At 35.9% G+C, this 16778-nt stretch carries 13 protein-coding genes and 2 pseudogenes; 14 read left to right on the top strand and 1 reads right to left on the bottom strand.

Features of this window, described 5'->3' with window-relative positions; all coding sequences use genetic code 11:
* Window positions 1-216: 216 nt before the first annotated feature.
* From CHB72_RS15810 to CHB72_RS15800, 3 genes are all read left to right on the top strand, one after another.
* A complete protein-coding gene (locus tag CHB72_RS15810; RefSeq protein WP_089283857.1) occupies window positions 217-888 on the top strand; it encodes a response regulator transcription factor in 672 nt (223 codons plus the stop codon).
* The gene (locus CHB72_RS15805) at window positions 885-1952 is read left to right on the top strand and encodes a HAMP domain-containing sensor histidine kinase (protein ID WP_242975158.1); all 1068 of its coding nucleotides are present in this window, start codon (window positions 885-887) and stop codon (window positions 1950-1952) included. The genes CHB72_RS15810 and CHB72_RS15805 overlap by 4 nt, the downstream gene beginning before the upstream one ends.
* Before the next feature lie 215 nt (window positions 1953-2167).
* Entirely contained in the window at window positions 2168-2701 is a 534-nt protein-coding gene (locus CHB72_RS15800) for a hypothetical protein (protein ID WP_089283856.1), read from the top strand.
* Window positions 2702-2903: 202 nt separating this feature from the next.
* Here CHB72_RS15800 and CHB72_RS15795 read toward each other — a convergent pair whose 3' ends face one another.
* Window positions 2904-4154: an IS110 family RNA-guided transposase gene (locus tag CHB72_RS15795; protein WP_089283855.1), complete on the bottom strand. Its 1251-nt coding sequence runs from the start codon at window positions 4152-4154 to the stop codon at window positions 2904-2906.
* A gap of 299 nt (window positions 4155-4453) precedes the next feature.
* On the opposite strand from CHB72_RS15795, the gene CHB72_RS15790 reads away from it, so the two are divergent.
* From CHB72_RS15790 to CHB72_RS15740, 11 genes and pseudogenes are all read left to right on the top strand, one after another.
* Window positions 4454-5254, top strand: a complete 801-nt coding sequence (locus tag CHB72_RS15790) for an SDR family NAD(P)-dependent oxidoreductase (protein WP_089283854.1) — start codon at window positions 4454-4456, stop codon at window positions 5252-5254.
* A gap of 298 nt (window positions 5255-5552) precedes the next feature.
* Complete coding sequence (locus tag CHB72_RS15785; protein WP_089283853.1) at window positions 5553-6827, top strand: efflux RND transporter periplasmic adaptor subunit; 1275 nt, start codon at window positions 5553-5555, stop codon at window positions 6825-6827.
* Window positions 6820-9849 carry an efflux RND transporter permease subunit gene (locus tag CHB72_RS15780; protein WP_089283852.1) on the top strand — a complete coding sequence of 1010 codons (3030 nt, stop codon included), beginning with the start codon at window positions 6820-6822 and terminating at the stop codon, window positions 9847-9849. Before CHB72_RS15785 ends, CHB72_RS15780 begins: the two co-directional genes overlap by 8 nt.
* A 110-nt stretch (window positions 9850-9959) precedes the next feature.
* The gene (locus CHB72_RS15775; protein WP_089283851.1) at window positions 9960-10808 is read left to right on the top strand and encodes a TolC family protein; all 849 of its coding nucleotides are present in this window, start codon (window positions 9960-9962) and stop codon (window positions 10806-10808) included.
* Between the two features lie 22 nt (window positions 10809-10830).
* Window positions 10831-11076, top strand: a complete 246-nt coding sequence (locus CHB72_RS15770; protein WP_089283850.1) for a TolC family protein — start codon at window positions 10831-10833, stop codon at window positions 11074-11076.
* A gap of 1239 nt (window positions 11077-12315) precedes the next feature.
* A pseudogene (locus CHB72_RS27415) lies at window positions 12316-12456 on the top strand (IS982 family transposase); the annotation flags it as partial.
* A 406-nt stretch (window positions 12457-12862) separates the two neighbouring features.
* On the top strand, window positions 12863-13129 hold the full coding sequence (locus CHB72_RS15760; RefSeq protein ID WP_089283849.1) for a transposase family protein: 267 nt from the start codon (window positions 12863-12865) through the stop codon (window positions 13127-13129).
* Window positions 13130-13737: 608 nt separating this feature from the next.
* Window positions 13738-14019: pseudogene (locus CHB72_RS15755) on the top strand (hypothetical protein); the annotation flags it as partial.
* Window positions 14020-14141: 122 nt separating this feature from the next.
* A complete protein-coding gene (locus CHB72_RS15750) occupies window positions 14142-14696 on the top strand; it encodes an ImmA/IrrE family metallo-endopeptidase (protein ID WP_176431410.1) in 555 nt (184 codons plus the stop codon).
* Between the two features lie 130 nt (window positions 14697-14826).
* Complete coding sequence (locus CHB72_RS15745) at window positions 14827-15288, top strand: hypothetical protein (RefSeq protein WP_089283846.1); 462 nt, start codon at window positions 14827-14829, stop codon at window positions 15286-15288.
* Window positions 15289-15755: 467 nt separating this feature from the next.
* Window positions 15756-16319, top strand: a complete 564-nt coding sequence (locus CHB72_RS15740; RefSeq protein ID WP_089283845.1) for a radical SAM protein — start codon at window positions 15756-15758, stop codon at window positions 16317-16319.
* Window positions 16320-16778 lie beyond the last annotated feature (459 nt).

The raw sequence follows: 16778 nt of genomic DNA, 5'->3' as shown, positions 1-16778 counted from the left end.
TAGTAAGTGCTTAGTGTTTGAACATGATTATATTCTTCTTTTTCCTACAGTTAATTAATACTATCGATTGCAGCTTATTCCTTGATTTTTAAAGATAGTGCCAATATACTAGAAAATAGTATAGAATCCAAAAAAGTGTTTAATATTTTAATTCAAACATTTTTTTAACATTTGACTGCTATAATTATTATATTCGCAGTAGAAAGGAGTTTTTTTATGGTTAACATACTTGTTGTAGAAGATGATATAAAGCTCAATCAAATCGTGTGCGCCTATCTACGCAATAACGGATATGCCGCTAAAGGATGTTTGAACCCACGAGAGGCGTATGATTTGATGTATAATAATCCATACGATCTGATAATTTCAGACATCATGATGCCGGAGATTGATGGCTATGAATTTGCTGAAACAGTGCGGGAAATCAACAAAACTATTCCTATCCTTTTCATGACAGCACGCGAAGATATTAAATCCAAACAGAAAGGTTTTCAGGCAGGTATCGACGACTATATGGTCAAACCTATTAATATGGATGAACTGATTCTTCGAGTAGGAGCTCTAATCCGTCGTGCTAACATCATGAATGAGAAGAAGCTGACAGTAGGAAACCTTATCATGGACGCAGATGCCACCACGGTGGCAGTAAATGGTGAGGAAATCCCTGTGACGGTGCGGGAGTTCAATATTTTGTATAAGCTGCTGTCTTATCCAAAGCATACTTTTTCACGTGCGCAGCTCATGGACGAATTCTGGGGAATCGAAAGCGAAACCAGCCTGCGTGCTGTTGATGTTTATATTACAAAGCTTCGAGATAAGCTTTCCGGCTGTGATGGCTTCAAGATCATCACCGTGTATGGCTTGGGTTATAAGGCGGTGCTGCAGTGAAAAAGAAGCAGGTTGAGATGGACAGCAGGGTCAAAGCTAGGCATTACACCTGGAAGGAGTATGTGCTGACATATTTTATATTACTTGTGCTGTCTGCAGGACAGTGGATGATTCTTAACGAGTATGTGCATTTTGGCAGTATCCCGCTAGAATTTATTGTGAGTATGCACGGGTATTGGGCGATTGTTACGGCAATATTTGTCCTTGTTACAAACCGTCAAAAGGTTCGTGCCTTTGATAAGCCCATGAGAAAACTCAGTGAAGCTGCTAAGAAAGTGGCCGAAGGTGATTTTTCGGTATATCTGAAGCCTGTCCATACAGCCGATAAACTGGATTATGTTGATGTTATGTTTGAGGATTTCAATAAGATGGTGGAGGAATTGGGTAGCATCGAAACATTAAAGAACGATTTCATCGCTAACGTGTCCCACGAGATCAAAACGCCACTGTCTGTGATCCAAAGTTATGCTATGGCGCTGCAAGAAGAGGATCTCACAGTCGAACAGCGGAAAGAATACACAAATACTATTATTACAGCATCCCAAAGGCTGACAGCGCTTGTGACAAACATCCTGAAACTCAATAAAATTGAAAATCAGGAGATCAGGCCGGTAGTAGAAGCATACGATCTCTGCCGGCAGCTCTGTGACTGCGCGCTGAATTTTGAAGACTTGTGGGAAAAGAAAAACATCGAATTTGTAGCGGATTTGGAAGAACGGGCTATAATCTGCGCCGACGAGAGTATGTTGGAAATTGTTTGGAATAACCTGCTATCCAATGCGCTCAAATTCACCGAGTCAGGCGGCATTGTCACATTGAGGCAAACATCTGACGATGATATTGTAACAGTGATAGTATCTGATACTGGCTGCGGCATGAGCGAGAAAACCATGCAGCACATCTTTGATAAATTCTACCAGGGGGACACTTCTCATTCGCAAGAAGGAAACGGGTTGGGTCTTCCCCTTGTACTTAAGGTAATTGAGCTGTCGGGCGGTACAATTTCGGTCTCAAGTGGGCTGGGCAAAGGCACTACATTTACGGTTAAGCTCAAAATCAAATAAATACTCGGATACTTTTAATCAGAGGTAGTAATATCATTTTCCTTTTTGTTCAAGAAGTAGAACAGTTTTCCCGAATGGGAAGACTGTTTTTTTGTTTTAATATTTCTCAAACATTTCATAAGCAATTTGTAAACATTTCAACAGTAGAATTGTTACATCAAATGAATCAGAAAAGATCTGCTAAATGAGTTTTTTAACATGAAGGAGCATTCGCCATGAGTGAAATAATGAAAAATGAAAATAATTCTATTGGCTATGAATACAAGGATATTATGGTAAAGCGCAACATGGTGTCGATGTATGCAGACGGTTATCAGAATTTTGGCTGGAAACTTGAGGGAACTGATTCAACGATAAGCAGCTCTTTTTCTATGGTTATGAAGTTCAAACGTGATTGCAAAATTAGAAATAAGGCAGAGCTGACCAGACTTCAGAGTAAATTTGAGGCCTGTGTTGAAGAAATTGAAACACTGAAGCGAGCCAAGGTTAAGGGGGCCTCTGCCGTTGCGTATACCATCGGTATTGTCGGTTCAGCATTTATGGTCGCCTCTGTGTTTGCTTATCTTGCCGGCATGTTACCCTTGTCTATCATTCTATCCATTCCTGCTTTTATTGGCTGGATTATCCCATACTTCTGTTACTCTATCATTCACAATAAAAAGGCCGCCAAGATAGCGCCTTTGATTGACAAAAAGTATGATGAGGTTCATGAGGTGTGTGAGAAGGCTAACAGATTAATGCACAAATAATCACTCGTACTACTAAGTTATTAATTATGCAACCAGGAGGAAGTATTAATGAATGATACGATAGAAAAGAAGTAATACACTTAGAACCAAACCTGATATATGGAGGAGATTAGCGTGAAAAGATACTTCAAAGGCTCTCCGTAGTCACTAAAAAATGGCATAGCAAAATAGAGGTACCATTGTCCCTTGAAAAATTAATATATTAATTTAATGCCAAAGAAATATCGGCAGCTTTAATTAACCCACTTGAAATTAAAAGTTTGGCTGCTTGTTTTAAAGCTTTTTGTTTTTGCTTTTCCATCATTTCTTGTGGCATGTCAATTTTGTAGAGGTCGCTTGGGTTCCACTCTTCACCTGTAATAAACATATGGTATATAGCAGTGAGAATCATCCTTGTGACAGCAATAATAGCTCTTTTTTTGCCCCTCCTTTTGCAAATGCGGTTGTATTTGTTTTTGTAGTAAGGAGACTTATTAGAAGTCACGGAAGCATGGGCAATTTGCATCAGTGCAGGTTTGAGATAGACTCCAGCACGTGTAATTCTAACTGATTTCTTCTTACCGGCAGATTCATTGTTTCCAGGTGTTAATCCCGCCCAGCAGCATAAACGCTTGGAGCTGGCAAATTGAGACATATCCGTACCAATCTCGGAGATGATGGTGATTGCAGATACTCTATCTACTCCGGGAATGGTACAAAGAAGGGTAATAGCAGATTCAAAAGGAGCAACCATCTTATCCAGCTTTCCAATAGATGTCTGGACAAATTCAAGATGAGAGCGAACCATTAACATACGGTCCTTTTGCTCCTTAGTCATTTGGTAACCCTCAATTGACTCAATCACAGAATCAACCTTATCCCTTAAGGAACCTTTAAGAAGTGTTGAACAATGTTCCGGGTCAAAGGAATCGGTTGAAATCAAGTAGTCGGTGATAGAAGAGGCAGATTTGCCAAACATGTCTGAAACGACAGCATCAAGGGCTACATTGCAAACTGTGAATGCATTTTGAAACCGGTTTTTTTCGCTACTCTTACAGGAAACAAGTTTGTAGCGATAATGCGTGTATTCACGAAGAATGCGGATTGGTTTTTCTGGAATATAACTCCCTGGGACTATCCTGAGGCGGAATAAGTCTCCGATCCATTTGGAGTCCTTAACATCATCCTTATTACCTTTTACAGCTTTAACCCATTTGGGGTTAGCAACGGTAATCCGGATTTTGTCCTCCAAAAGATTATAGATGGGGACCCAATATTTCCCGGTGGATTCCATACAAATGTCAAGGCAGTTGTTTTCGATTAACCACTGCTTGAACTGTAAGATGGAATTGTTAAATGTAGAGAATCTCTTTTTTGAATAATGTGGAGTGATTCCCTCGGTTGTAATGAGTGTGGCGACGAGGAAAGTCTTGTGAACATCGACACCACAGCAAGTTGAATAAACAACTTTCATGGCACAGCCTCCTTTCATAGTAGAGGAGGAAGACATTGACTGAATCATCACACATTAGACTAATAGCTAAAGCAATTATTAGCGTGCGGACTTATAGAACCACTTATTTGTGCTTGAAAGACGATTCTTACACTATTTATTATACTGTTTTAGGCTGAGAAAGGCGATCTACGACTCCTCCTACCGTGCTTTGTAGTTTGTCTTCTCCTCTATAAATATTTACCAACGTGGTGGAGGTCGTACCCCACTTTTCATTACTATTTGTGCCGCCAGCGACAGCGGCGGAATGGAGATTTATTATGAAAGCAAATAATAAGGTAATAGTTGTAACAGGTGGAGGCAATGGCGTCGGCAGGGAATTAGTACTACAGCTTTTGGCAAAAGGTGCTTCTGTTGCAGCGGTAGATATTAATAAGCAAGCGTTGGATGAGACCCTACGGATTGCAGGATGCCCCCAAAAACTATCTTTACATGTAGCTGATATCACCAATTATGAAGCAATCCTTAAGTTGGTAGATGAGGTGGTTGCAAAGCATGGCAAGGTTGATGGCATTATAAATAATGCAGGTATTATACAACCCTTTATTAATTTAAGAGAATTGAAGATGGATCAAATAGACCGTGTTATGAATGTTAATTATTTCGGCACGTTAAATATGATCAAAGCTTTTTTGCCTCTGTTGCAGAAAAGACCGGAAGCGCACATTGTTAATATATCTAGTATGGGAGGCTTTTTACCGGTGCCAGGACAAAGCATATACGGAGCTTCCAAAGCAGCAGTTAGAATGTTATCGGAAGCGCTGTACTCAGAACTGCTTAATACCAACGTCCATGTAACTGTAGTTATTCCAGGGGGAATCGCGACAGATATCAAGAAAAACTCGTATGGCAGCAGTAAATCAGCACCTGAGGAACAGAAAAATTCTAATATGCTCCTATCACCTGCCAAAGCTGCTAGTCTTATACTGAAGGGGATGGAAACCGACAAGTATAAGATGATCATAGGAAAAGACGCAAATCTCATGAATCTATTGTATAGTTTCAGCCCAAAAGCAGCTATTTCCTTGATGAATAAAGTCATGGCAGCAAATTCGCATTAATTAAAAAGGGGGACGTTATGAGCCAAACAACAAAAGCAATCAAAAAGGTATGCGTAATCACCAGAGGCGGCAGCGGTATGAGGCTTGCCACCTCCAAATTACTTGGTAAAGAAAATTATTACAATTAACAATTTAAAAGCAATTCTTAAACAAATAGATATTACAATAGCTACATAAATAGATGAGAAATCATCAATTCAAAATAAGGAGGGTATATTTACGAAAAAAGTAATCTTGTAGCAATGATTCTAGGGATCATAATAGATTAACTAAACTATTTATACGAAAGGAAGATATTATGAATAAGAAATTTATGCAACTGATTTGTTTGGCAGCAACTGTATCGCTGCTTTTATACGGCTGTCAAAAAAGCACAGATACTACCGGCGGAAAAAATCTAAAAACAGTTGAAACAATGATTCTCTCTCCATCAAAATATGATGTGAAATTAAGCTATCAAGGCATTGTGAAATCAAGCGAAACAAGAAATTATTTCTTTACATCAAGCGGCAAGGTATCAGAAGTATATATTAAGGAAGGTCAGTACGTAAAAAAAGGTGATATTCTGGCAACGCTTGACACAACACAGCTCAACTTTTTATCCGCCTCTAAGCACAGCAATTTGGTGATTTCTGAAAACACCCTTGAAAAAACAATATCGACCTATGATACAAACATTACAAATGCCGAAGCCGGTATCGAAATCTTAAAACAGACAATTACAGCGGCCGAAAGTAATTTAGATGTACTTAAATCAACTCTTGAAGCAAACGAAACTTTGTATGAAGCCGGAGCTATTTCCCAAAAAAGCATTGAATCACAGAGGGCGCAATATGCAAAAAGTGAGGTTGATTTTACCTCTCTTTGTTCACAGCTTGAAACAGCGCAGGCAAATCTTGAAAAACTAAAAAAAGACAAAGTAAACGATATAAATATAGAGAAGGAAAATGTCGCCGTAGACAGAAATTCTATGGAACAGGCTGAACAGAATATTATTGACGCTACACTCAGGGCGGAGGCTGACGGCTATATAACAAAGCTCGACATATCCGAAGGCGATTCGGTTACGGCGAATTCACCGGTTATTACTGCGAAATCAAACAGCAGCATGGTTTCTATCGGCGTATCGGCAGAGGATTACAACAAGCTTCCCTCTGTAAAACAGGTTATAATAAACAACTCCATAACAGGACAAATTGACAATATATCCATTCACCCCGACGAAACCACAAATACATATGCAGTTGATATCATTTTCTCTTCAGATAACGTTGTAATCGGAGAAATTGTTGTTGCAGACCTTGTTTTAGACAGCGTTGAGGGTGTATTTGTACCTATAGAAAGCGTTATTAATTTAAACGGAGTTAATTATGTTTACAAGCTTAATGATGACAGTACAGTAAGCCGTGTCCGGATAGACATAAAGGAAATCAGTGAAAGCAAAATGCTTGTAAGCAACCTTTTTGATGAAAAAATAATTATAACCGGAATAAAAACGCTTAATGACAATGATGTAGTTTCGGAAATAAATCAAACAGACTCCCACAGTCAGAACGGAGGCTTAGATGATTAAAAGAATTCTAGAATCATTTATCAAGCAGAAGGGTCTAGTAATTATTCTGCTTTGCATGATTAGTATTATCGGTGTTATATCTTATATAGAGATGCCCAGGACCTCATTTCCTAAAGTGACTATTCCAAGTGCTGCTGTTACAGTTATCGCACCTGGACTTACAGCAGAGGAGGTTGAAAAAGAGGTTACAAAAAAACTTGAAAATGCGATTATGGATATAACGGGTTTTAAAGAAAGTTCATCCCAGTCTATGAATAATGCCAGCGCTGTAGTTTTAAGGTTTAAAAATGAACTTTCTGATGAAGAAGTAGATAACAGTTTTACAGAACTTCGTCAGAAAATGGAGGATGTAAAGTCAGAATTACCGGATACGGTTTCCTCCATAACCGTAAATACAAATTTGGTTGATAGTGCTAGTCTTATACTTGCTGTTTCCGGTGATAATGTTTCAAATGATGAACTTTCGCAACGTGCCATAGAATTACAGGATAAACTTAAACAAATTCACGGTGTGTCAAAGGTAAGAGTATTAGGAGATAACAACAGCGAAATTTCTATTGTTGTAAATGCCCGTAAGCTTAATCAGCTTCGTCTGTCATTGGCAGATATTGTACAGATGATAAACTCAAACAATTCCATAATGCCTATAGGAAGTGTCTCACTCGAAGATGACAAGTCTATTTCAGTAAATACTTCGGGGAGATACAGTAGTTTAGACCAGCTTGAGAATATTATTGTTGGTTCTACGGATAGCAATACACTTATAAGGCTTAAAGATATAGCTGACATTGTATATAAGGATGCTGATGATAGTGCATACTACCTTTTTAACGGTAGAAAAAGTGTTACTGTCGCACTGTATTTCCATGAAGGACTGAATGTAGTAAGTTTGGGAGAGGAAACAAGACAGACTGTTGAGGATTTCAGAGCAGGGTTGCCGGAAACAGTAAAAGTAAATGAGGTTTATTTTCAGTCTGATGATGTAAAGAGTGATATAGATAACTTTCTTTTAAACGTTATTGAAGCCATAGTCATTGTTATGCTTGTTGTTATGGTAGGGATGAGTTTCAGGAATGGACTTATTGTATCCTTAGCAATTCCCTTATCGATCTTTGCAAATTTCATTGTAATGAAGTTTGTCGGGGAGCAAATTCATTTTATGTCACTAACAGCATTGATTATGGTACTTGGTATGCTGGTTGATAACTCAGTTGTGGTAAGTGATTCGATACAAACATACATTGATGCAGGTACTGACAGACTTGAAGCCTGTACGAAGGGAACAAAAGATGTTGCTGTATCGGTATTTCTTTCAATGCTTACAGCTGTTCTGACATTTGCATCAATGCTTACACTAGCGGGTATAAACAGACAGGTTATCATTGCGATTCCTATTGTTATTATTTCGTGTCTTGTGCTTTCTTTCATAATATCAATATTTGTAACACCTATGTTTTGCTATATTTTCCTCAAGCCTGTAAATGAAAGCAAAAGGAACAAAGTCGGAATTACCAACCGAGTGTATGATGCAATATCAAAGTATACCTTCGAACATAAAAAAATAACAATTATTACAGCCATAGGTATGATTGTTTTGTTTGGGGTTATCATGGCAAACGCCACAATGGATATGATGCCAAAGGTAAATAAGGAATATGTACTTATTGATATAAAAAATTATCAGGCAGACAATTTTAAGCAAACTGAAAAGTTGGTAATGAAGGTACAGAATATCATTAGTGCACAGCCGGAAACTGTAAGCATTTTTTCTGGTATAGGCATAGGAATACCGAGCTATAGCTTTGCTGTAAACGAGAAAGGTGCATCTGATAGTCTCGGAGACATTTGCGTAAAAATAGATCTGAAAAAGGATGGTAGATTTAAAACAACAGCTGAAATGGTTAGCTTTTTACAGAAGGAGATCAATGCTTCTGTAGTTGATGCATACGTTGTTGTAAATCAAATAGGTATTATCCCCGAAACGGGCACACCTATAGGGATTAACATATATGGTGATGATATGGCGCTGATGAATGAAGCTGCGTCACAAATAGCAGCAAAACTTAAGGGAATTGAAGGTGTTACAGCTGTTTCAAGTGATAGCTACTATTCAACGTATGAATATTTTATAAATATGGATGATAAAAAAATGAACGCTATGGGATTATTAAAAGCATCTGTGCAAAATGAACTTAATATAGCTGTTTCCGGTCGTACAGCTGCAACCGCTTATGATAACGGTAAGGAATACAATATTAATGTTAAATCGGATATTTCAAGTCTTGATGCACTTGAAAATTACAAAATCAAGTCTAACACAGGCGCAAAGTATATGACAAAGCAGTTTGCCGATTTTGATATATCCACAAGCTTAAATACGATTAAACACATAGACGGTCAGAGAGTAATATCAATAGGTGGATATGCACAGTATGGATATAATGCAGGTGCACTTCAAAGCAAATTTGTTGAAGCAATAAAGGATATTGAAGTGCCGGATGGAGTAATTGTAGATACTACACCATCTAAAGATTACGCTGAAGCTATGGATGGTATGATGATGGCAGGATTTCTATCAATGGCTTTAATAATTTTCGTTCTATATCTTCAGTTTAAGAGTGTAAAACAGCTTTTGCTTATATTCTCTTCACTGCCTATAGGAGTTACAAGCGGTATGACGGCAGTATATCTAACAGGCTACAGCCTTTCATTCTTTGTAATGCTGGGCATAATCAGTATGCTTGGTATAATTCTTGCCAATGCCATTGTTCTTGTTGATTATATAAATACAGAAAGAAAAAATGGACTCAGCATAAATGAAGCCTGCCAGAGTGCCGGTGTTAAAAGACTCCGTCCAATACTTATGAGTACCCTGACAACTGTTTTGGGACTTATACCCCTTGCCATGTCCGGACAGGTACTGTTTGTTCCACTTGCAATATTATTGATGGCGGCATTGACGTTCTGTATGATTTTTAATTTGGTTATGGTTCCGTTTTTGTACTCTATAATTGAAAAATAGCTTTATTACGGATTCTGTACATCAGTCAAGTATCTATATAGAACTTAAGAAAGAAGTAAATTTTGATGATAGCAATGTTTTTGAAATTTTTATAAAGTGAGGGGATAAGGATGATAAATAAAATAAAGACCGTAGCAGTGGTCTTCATATTTGTGATGATAACTACGACTTCTATATCAGCAATTACAAGTGATGCAGCAGAAGAAAAGACTTTTACATTACAACAAGCAATTAACTATGCAACTGAAAACAGTCCTCTAATCTCTATTAGTAATACAGCTATTGAAAAAGCAAAAGTTAGTTTTAGAGAAGCAAAAGGTGCATATAAAGAATCTGAAGATTCTCCTACAGGAGCATTTGAAAGCCAATTGCTTAAAGATGGGTATTACAAAAGGATGGCAGAAAAAGCGTTAAAGCTTGCAGAAAAAGGAAAGGTGCAAACGACGAAATTTATAAAGTTTATGGTAGAAAAAAACTATTTTAATCTACTTAATGCACGAGAAAACGTAAATATACAAAACAGTATTTTAGAACTAGCAGAGGAGAATCTAGATATTGCAAAGAAAAAGTACGATTTGGGTATAATATCCGAGCTTGAGCTAATATCGTTTGAAAATTCCTTAGCACAAACAGAAGTGGATTTGAGATCGGCTCAGAGAGCGTCGGAATATGAGCAGATGAATTTTAATAAAGCATTGGCGTTGCCTCTTCAAACAAAAATAAAATTAACTGATGTTGTAGAGGTGAATGCTCCTGAAGACATTGATATTGAAAAAAAAGTGTCTGCGGCGCTCCAAAATAGAATGGAAATCATTTCAGCTAGAGAGCAGTACGAAGTAGATAAATTGTATTTTGACATTACTGCTAAATGGTATCCTTCAATTACGTATAAGCATCAATCAGCCAAGCACGCATTGGAATCCAGTGAGTATAACTATATTAATATACCCATCTGTTGAAATATCAGTAAGAAAAGCATATATGGATATGATAGATGCCTATGAGTCCGTTGTTATGCTGGAGCAAACAGAAAGGCAGCTGCAAAAAGCTTATGACGTAACAAGAGTAAAATATGAAAATGGACTAGGAACTAATATAGAGCTACTTGAGATTGTGAATCAATTAAAAGAGATAAAGCTAAATAAATCTAAAGCACAATTAGGGTATAACTTAGCAAACAAACAATTTGAAATATCCTATGGAGTCGGCTTAAGTTCGACTCCATAAGCAAATAATTAGAATGTTTTTCTGTTGAATATTTGGTTTTATGACTTTGCTTTATGTTGTTTGTGATATTATGGAGATTATTATAAGGAGAGAAAAAATATGAACAATTCTGAGGTGAATGGTTAATTGTCTCTTGTTAAGCCAATTTTACCATAAATCAGTGAAGAGTTGTTTTATTTTGTAGTAAAAAATATCCCATATTTATGCAGGTGCTGGTGTTTTGCAAACGTCTAATTAAAAAAGAAATTGTGCGGATATAATTAATGAAAAGATACTTAAATCCTTAATAGCAATACTAACTATTTTTATTATTACAAATGCCATAAAGTTTGTGGATCATACTCCAATCCTTACTTTTTCACAGGTAAAGACACGATCAATTTATTTGGGATAAGTAGGAATGTACAGTTTGGAAATATTTGCTTTATATCATAAAAAATATATCCCAGACTAATATAAAATAAAAAATGATTTATATAATGATTATCTCCTAATACAGAATGGAGTTTATCGGGGTTTTTACTGATACATATAATACTAGTGTAGTAATTGACTAACGATTAAATGGAATATTCCAGTTTTTTTAAACATGTTCCTGTCAAGTTTCCATTGCAATTTACGATATAAATTAACACAGGATAAATTGATTTAATAAAATTATTACCAATATTAAATATATAAGTTGAACAAACTATATTATAAACCATATTATGTAATAAATGGGTTGGTATATAATGTGGACAATCTTTATTATAAAATTACCTAAAAACTCCAAGGGTTTAATCGAGGTTGTGAGTTTTGTTGCGTACAAACTTTGTTTTAAAGTTACACGTCAGACTGCGTAAAAATGCATTTCCACCGACTCAAGTGTACAATATATAGTATTAAATAAGCTTATCAAAAGCATATATTGTGCATGCAATTAATCAAATAAAAGTTTTTACGCAACCTGACGTGACCGTGGACGGCTCCAAAGGGCTCGTGCTATTGCGTGAATAGTCTTGAAAGCAACAAATAAATTTGACTGCATTTAAATTCTAAATATCATTGAGAGCAAACTTGTATCTAAAGGTGGAGACGCAAAGCCATGGGGGCTAAAGCGCTTCCAAATTCAAATTAGCCCAAATAAAACCTGTCCCACATTATACTAATCTCAAAGCCCGACGATTCGATTTTGTAGAATTATTGGGCTTCCTTTATTGCATGCTGGTTTTACTGCCCTATAATCATAATTCCTATAGAATCATTGATAGTATTCCAATACCTGTTTGTAAATTTGGTAGAGCACGCTTTCATAAAACTTTTAGAGGTTTTGGTGCTACCTATGGCAATTGTCCCTCTAAAAAGGAAACCTATCCAGGATTTAAGCTGCATGGGATATACTTGTGTCTTATCAAGGTATCACTGTTCTTGGAGATAAAGGATATATCAACAAAGATCTTACACCTGTTGCAGATTAGATAAAGGCAAGGTACGAGCGGTCAATACCCATGCAATAAATAGATGCTGCCTGCATTTAAGTCGATGACACATGTGTAGTGTATAGTTTGTCTTAACAGAAAACACAGTTAGAAAGCAGTAATTATAGAGCTTACATTTGTCTAGATAGAGGATGTTGTTTAAGGGAAGATGGTTTTTGATTTGATAGTCCCTACTAATTCTACACAGTAGTTATACGGTAAAAGCATGAATGAAAGTTTTACCATGGAATAAATTTCAGCTAAAATCTATAATGAATATATAGTAGCATTGTCCATAGAGAATAATAGGAAAAGAGGTAAAAACTATGGGCAAAGAGAGGCTATATATGGGAAGTTTTTTTGATTACTTTAGTATAATATATGATCCAAGACAAGAGGGAAAAGTCCAACACAAATTGATAGACATCTTGTTTATTGCTGTGGCAGCAACTGTATGCCGTTGTGATGAATGGCATGAAATGGAAGACTGGGCTTTTGCAAAGGAAGAATGGCTCAAACAGTATCTAGAACTGCCAAATGGAATTCCATGTGGATGGATGCCAAAAATGACTGGGAGAAGCTTACGGGTATAGGAATGGTCATCCGCAGATGTGAAGTAAATGGTAAGAAAACGGAAGAGAGAGCATAGCATATAGGCAGTGTAAAAACAGCAGAAGATTACGCCAAAGGGATTAGACTGCATTGGGGAATTGAAAGTACGCATTGGAGTTTAGATGTAACCTTTAGAGAAGATGCAAACAGAACGAGAACGGGGAATGCACCGAGAAACCTGACACTACTAAAAAGACTTGTACTTAATATGGTCAAAAAGGATGGAGAAAGATATCCGAAAAGAAGCTTGAAGTCAAGGAGGTTCCTGGCTTCTTTGCATGATAAGTATCTTGAATATATATTTTCAACAATTTTAGGTAAATGCAATAAACAGCAAAGGATACTAGATATATCCTTAGCAGGACTACCAGGTTGAAAAAGGGATAAAAGCATAAATAGGGATATTCTGGGTGTTTTTATTACCAGTTCTTATCAATACCGGGATACATTTCATGACAAACAAAATCCTACCACAATACGAATGCTGCAATGGCATTTTAAAAAAATTCTTTCTTGAGGATTTTGGAAAGAAATGTATTCATGCTTTTACCGTGATGGAAAGTCAATGATATATTGACAAAATAGAACACAACAATATCTGACAGATAAACTTAATATTTCTAAGCAGGTTATGAGTAAAATTATAATGGGAGCTAAAGCAATTAATGTTTCTGAAGTTACTCAAATTGCATCTGTATTAGGAGTATCGGTGGAAAAGTTATTAAATGTAAAGGAAGAAGAATCTATAATGCATAAATTTTCATTTATGGGTCGTGTGGAAAATGAGAAAACAAAAGAAAAAATAGAATTATTGAAGACTATCATTGACGAAATTATTATGTTAGAGGAATATGTAGATGAGGAAAATTAATATTAGATAGTAAAACGGTTGATGCAATCAAAGGACTGGCACGTCAAAAGTTAATTGAGTATTCCAAGTTAAATGATGTAATTGGGGGGCAGATATTTAACATACTGGAATTACAGAACAAGGTGTTATATTATCCGATTAAAGATGAAGAAGTATGGAGATTTTCTGAAAAAATAAAAGGAAGATCCTTCGTGTGGATAAATACAGCTATTGCATATAATAAGCAGGTATTTGCTGCAGCTCATGAACTATATCATTTGTGGTTTGAAAATGATGGAGAAATAATACTTAAAACTGATGTGGAGGAAACGGATAGTGCTGATAGCATATCAGAGAGTGAATTGAAAGCAAATAGATTTGCGGCAGAGTTTTTGATTAATGAGGAATTGCTTTTACAAGAAATGAGAACTTACGGTGTGGATAAAAATAAAATTGGCATCAAGGATATTTTAAAATTATCAAATTTATTTGCAGTTCCGTATAAAACCATGGTAAAACGGTTATATGAAAGTAAGCTTATTGGTAAAATGAAATATGATGAATTAATGAAACTATCAAATGAACAGATTAAAATATGTAGAAATAGATTAGGATTATCACTTCCAACACCAAATAATAAGATAGGTTTAAATAGTCTGATTGACAAGGCGATGGAATTATATGAAAGAAAAAAATAACTAGAGAAAAATTAGAATATCTTTTAGATTTTGCCAAGTTAAATATGAAAGAGATGGGAATTAAGGAGGAAAGAACCTTATATACCTTCAACTGATGAAGAATTAGATGCAATTATGGAGGAATAGGGTTATGAAATTAAAACAAATAATTATTGACGCAGATATATACATCAAAATAGGTAGTAGCCAAAAATACAGATATCTAGAGATTCTATTTCCTGCTATAGCAGAGAAGATTTATATGCACAAGGTAGTCTATGATGAAATAATGATACCTGCATGTGCTAAAGAACAGGTTGATGCATTAATTCAAATAGGTATTTTAGAACTAATTAATGAAGCACAGCTAAGTGATATTAAGAAAAGTATTTATAATAGAACCTTTGCAAGTTTAGCAAGTGTCATGATTAATCCTAAACGAGAAAAGAAAAACAGAGGAGAGGTATCCTCCTTAGCCATGGCAAAGACACAGTCTATTTCGCATTTTGGAACGGATGAAAAGGATTTACAGCCAATTATTGACGAAAAACTTAATAGTAGAATAGATAACATACATTGTATTCGAATTATGGATATTATTCAAATGATTTGAGATAGAAAACTTGAAGGTTTGAAACGTAAAGAGGCAAAAGCTTTATGGAGATTAGCAGGAAAGTCTACTGAATGGTTTGACAAAGATATATGGCAAGTTGGATACGAAAATGAATACTAATTCAAAGATTACTAGGGAATAGATGTCTAATAACAAAGAAGAAAACTACTTAGAATCAATTTATGGGAGACAAAATTATTCGTTTTGCTCCTTTTTTGATGGAAGAATTGAATTGAAGCATGATGAAGAATATAAATTATGAGGACATATATAATAATTAAATTTAAAAGGTGCTATTATGAAATTTGAAGAGTGGCTTGAAAAATATCAAATTTATGATATGGTTTTTAGAACAAATATACACCAGAAATTTGCAGTTATTGATCAAAGGATCATATAAATTTATTAAGCTTTGGTAGCGCAGAAGAAAGCATTATGCGGCTTGAAAGTCCCAATATTGCAAAGTTATGTTAAGAAGAGAGCATTTTGGTTTTGGAGGAATACTTTTTAACATAGATACTGGTGATGTCGTTGAGATGGATCGAGAAGCATTTACTGTCATTTCAATCATAAAAGATATTGAAGCTGTTGAGATGAAAGCCTTATTGGAGTTGCCAATAGCCTATAAAGGGAAAAAAATTGATGGGCAAACAATAAAGGGTGTTTTATCAAAGCTTAAGGCTATGGGTGTAGTAAATGTAATGCCAAAGGGAGTGCTATCAGACAATTATAGAAAGAAGCTTATGGAAAAAAGTCTAATAAACTTCAAGTGGCCAACACATCAACACCTAAGTGCGTCAGAAACAGTTCACTGGGCAGTGACCTTTAAATGTAGTGAATCATGTCCTGATTGCTATATTGAACGACATAAAAAAGTGTTTACAAATGAGCTTGATACACAGGAGGCACAGAAACTGATTAATAAAATTGCAAATAATGGAGTTTTTCAGCTTGCAATTGGTGGTGGTGAAGCATTTATGAGAAATGACTTGGAGGTCATTGCCTACAGCGCAGCAGGCTTGATACATTAGCGAAACATATAAAAACCTTACAAATCGGAATAAGAACAGATGAGCTTTTACACAAGGACAACAGTATAGCAGAAAAGCTTAGATCATTGGTAACACAGTTAAGTGAAAGACATATCATTGCCGGTGCAAACTTGATTATGACAAGGTCTTCAATATATGAGTTGGATAGAATAATTGAGACGCTTTTACATTGCCCCTGCGAATTGCAACTACAAGGCATATAGAAACTGTCGCCAAACTATCAAGAATTTAAAAGGCTTTCGCAGATTAAAAAACTTAAAATAGCACTAATATTAAAATATCAGTCAAACTTTGAAGGCCACAAATTGTTTTGTGTAGCCTGTAAAAAATAATCAGAAATGATTGAAGGCAATTCAAGGAAAAAGAGCATGCAGTATACAAGGAGAGACATGGAGACAGAGGCTCTGTCTCTATGTCTCGTGTATCATGGATAGATCT

This window comes from Anaerovirgula multivorans (genome assembly GCF_900188145.1).
GTDB lineage: Bacteria > Bacillota > Clostridia > Peptostreptococcales > Natronincolaceae > Anaerovirgula > Anaerovirgula multivorans.
Note: the sequence above shows the minus strand (reverse complement) of the source record. Positions and strands in the feature narration are given on the sequence as shown.

What these genes read in the sequence shown, in the direction of transcription:
- CHB72_RS15810 (WP_089283857.1), top strand. Translation starts at nt 217, where the DNA reads ATGGTTAACATACTTGTTGTAGAAGATGATATAAAGCTCAATCAAATC.
- CHB72_RS15800 (WP_089283856.1), top strand. Translation starts at nt 2,168, where the DNA reads ATGAGTGAAATAATGAAAAATGAAAATAATTCTATTGGCTATGAATAC.
- CHB72_RS15795 (WP_089283855.1), bottom strand. Translation starts at nt 4,154, where the DNA reads ATGAAAGTTGTTTATTCAACTTGCTGTGGTGTCGATGTTCACAAGACT.
- CHB72_RS15790 (WP_089283854.1), top strand. Translation starts at nt 4,454, where the DNA reads ATGAAAGCAAATAATAAGGTAATAGTTGTAACAGGTGGAGGCAATGGC.
- CHB72_RS15785 (WP_089283853.1), top strand. Translation starts at nt 5,553, where the DNA reads ATGAATAAGAAATTTATGCAACTGATTTGTTTGGCAGCAACTGTATCG.
- CHB72_RS15780 (WP_089283852.1), top strand. Translation starts at nt 6,820, where the DNA reads ATGATTAAAAGAATTCTAGAATCATTTATCAAGCAGAAGGGTCTAGTA.
- CHB72_RS15775 (WP_089283851.1), top strand. Translation starts at nt 9,960, where the DNA reads ATGATAAATAAAATAAAGACCGTAGCAGTGGTCTTCATATTTGTGATG.
- CHB72_RS15770 (WP_089283850.1), top strand. Translation starts at nt 10,831, where the DNA reads ATGGATATGATAGATGCCTATGAGTCCGTTGTTATGCTGGAGCAAACA.
- CHB72_RS15760 (WP_089283849.1), top strand. Translation starts at nt 12,863, where the DNA reads ATGGGCAAAGAGAGGCTATATATGGGAAGTTTTTTTGATTACTTTAGT.
- CHB72_RS15745 (WP_089283846.1), top strand. Translation starts at nt 14,827, where the DNA reads ATGAAATTAAAACAAATAATTATTGACGCAGATATATACATCAAAATA.
- CHB72_RS15740 (WP_089283845.1), top strand. Translation starts at nt 15,756, where the DNA reads ATGTTAAGAAGAGAGCATTTTGGTTTTGGAGGAATACTTTTTAACATA.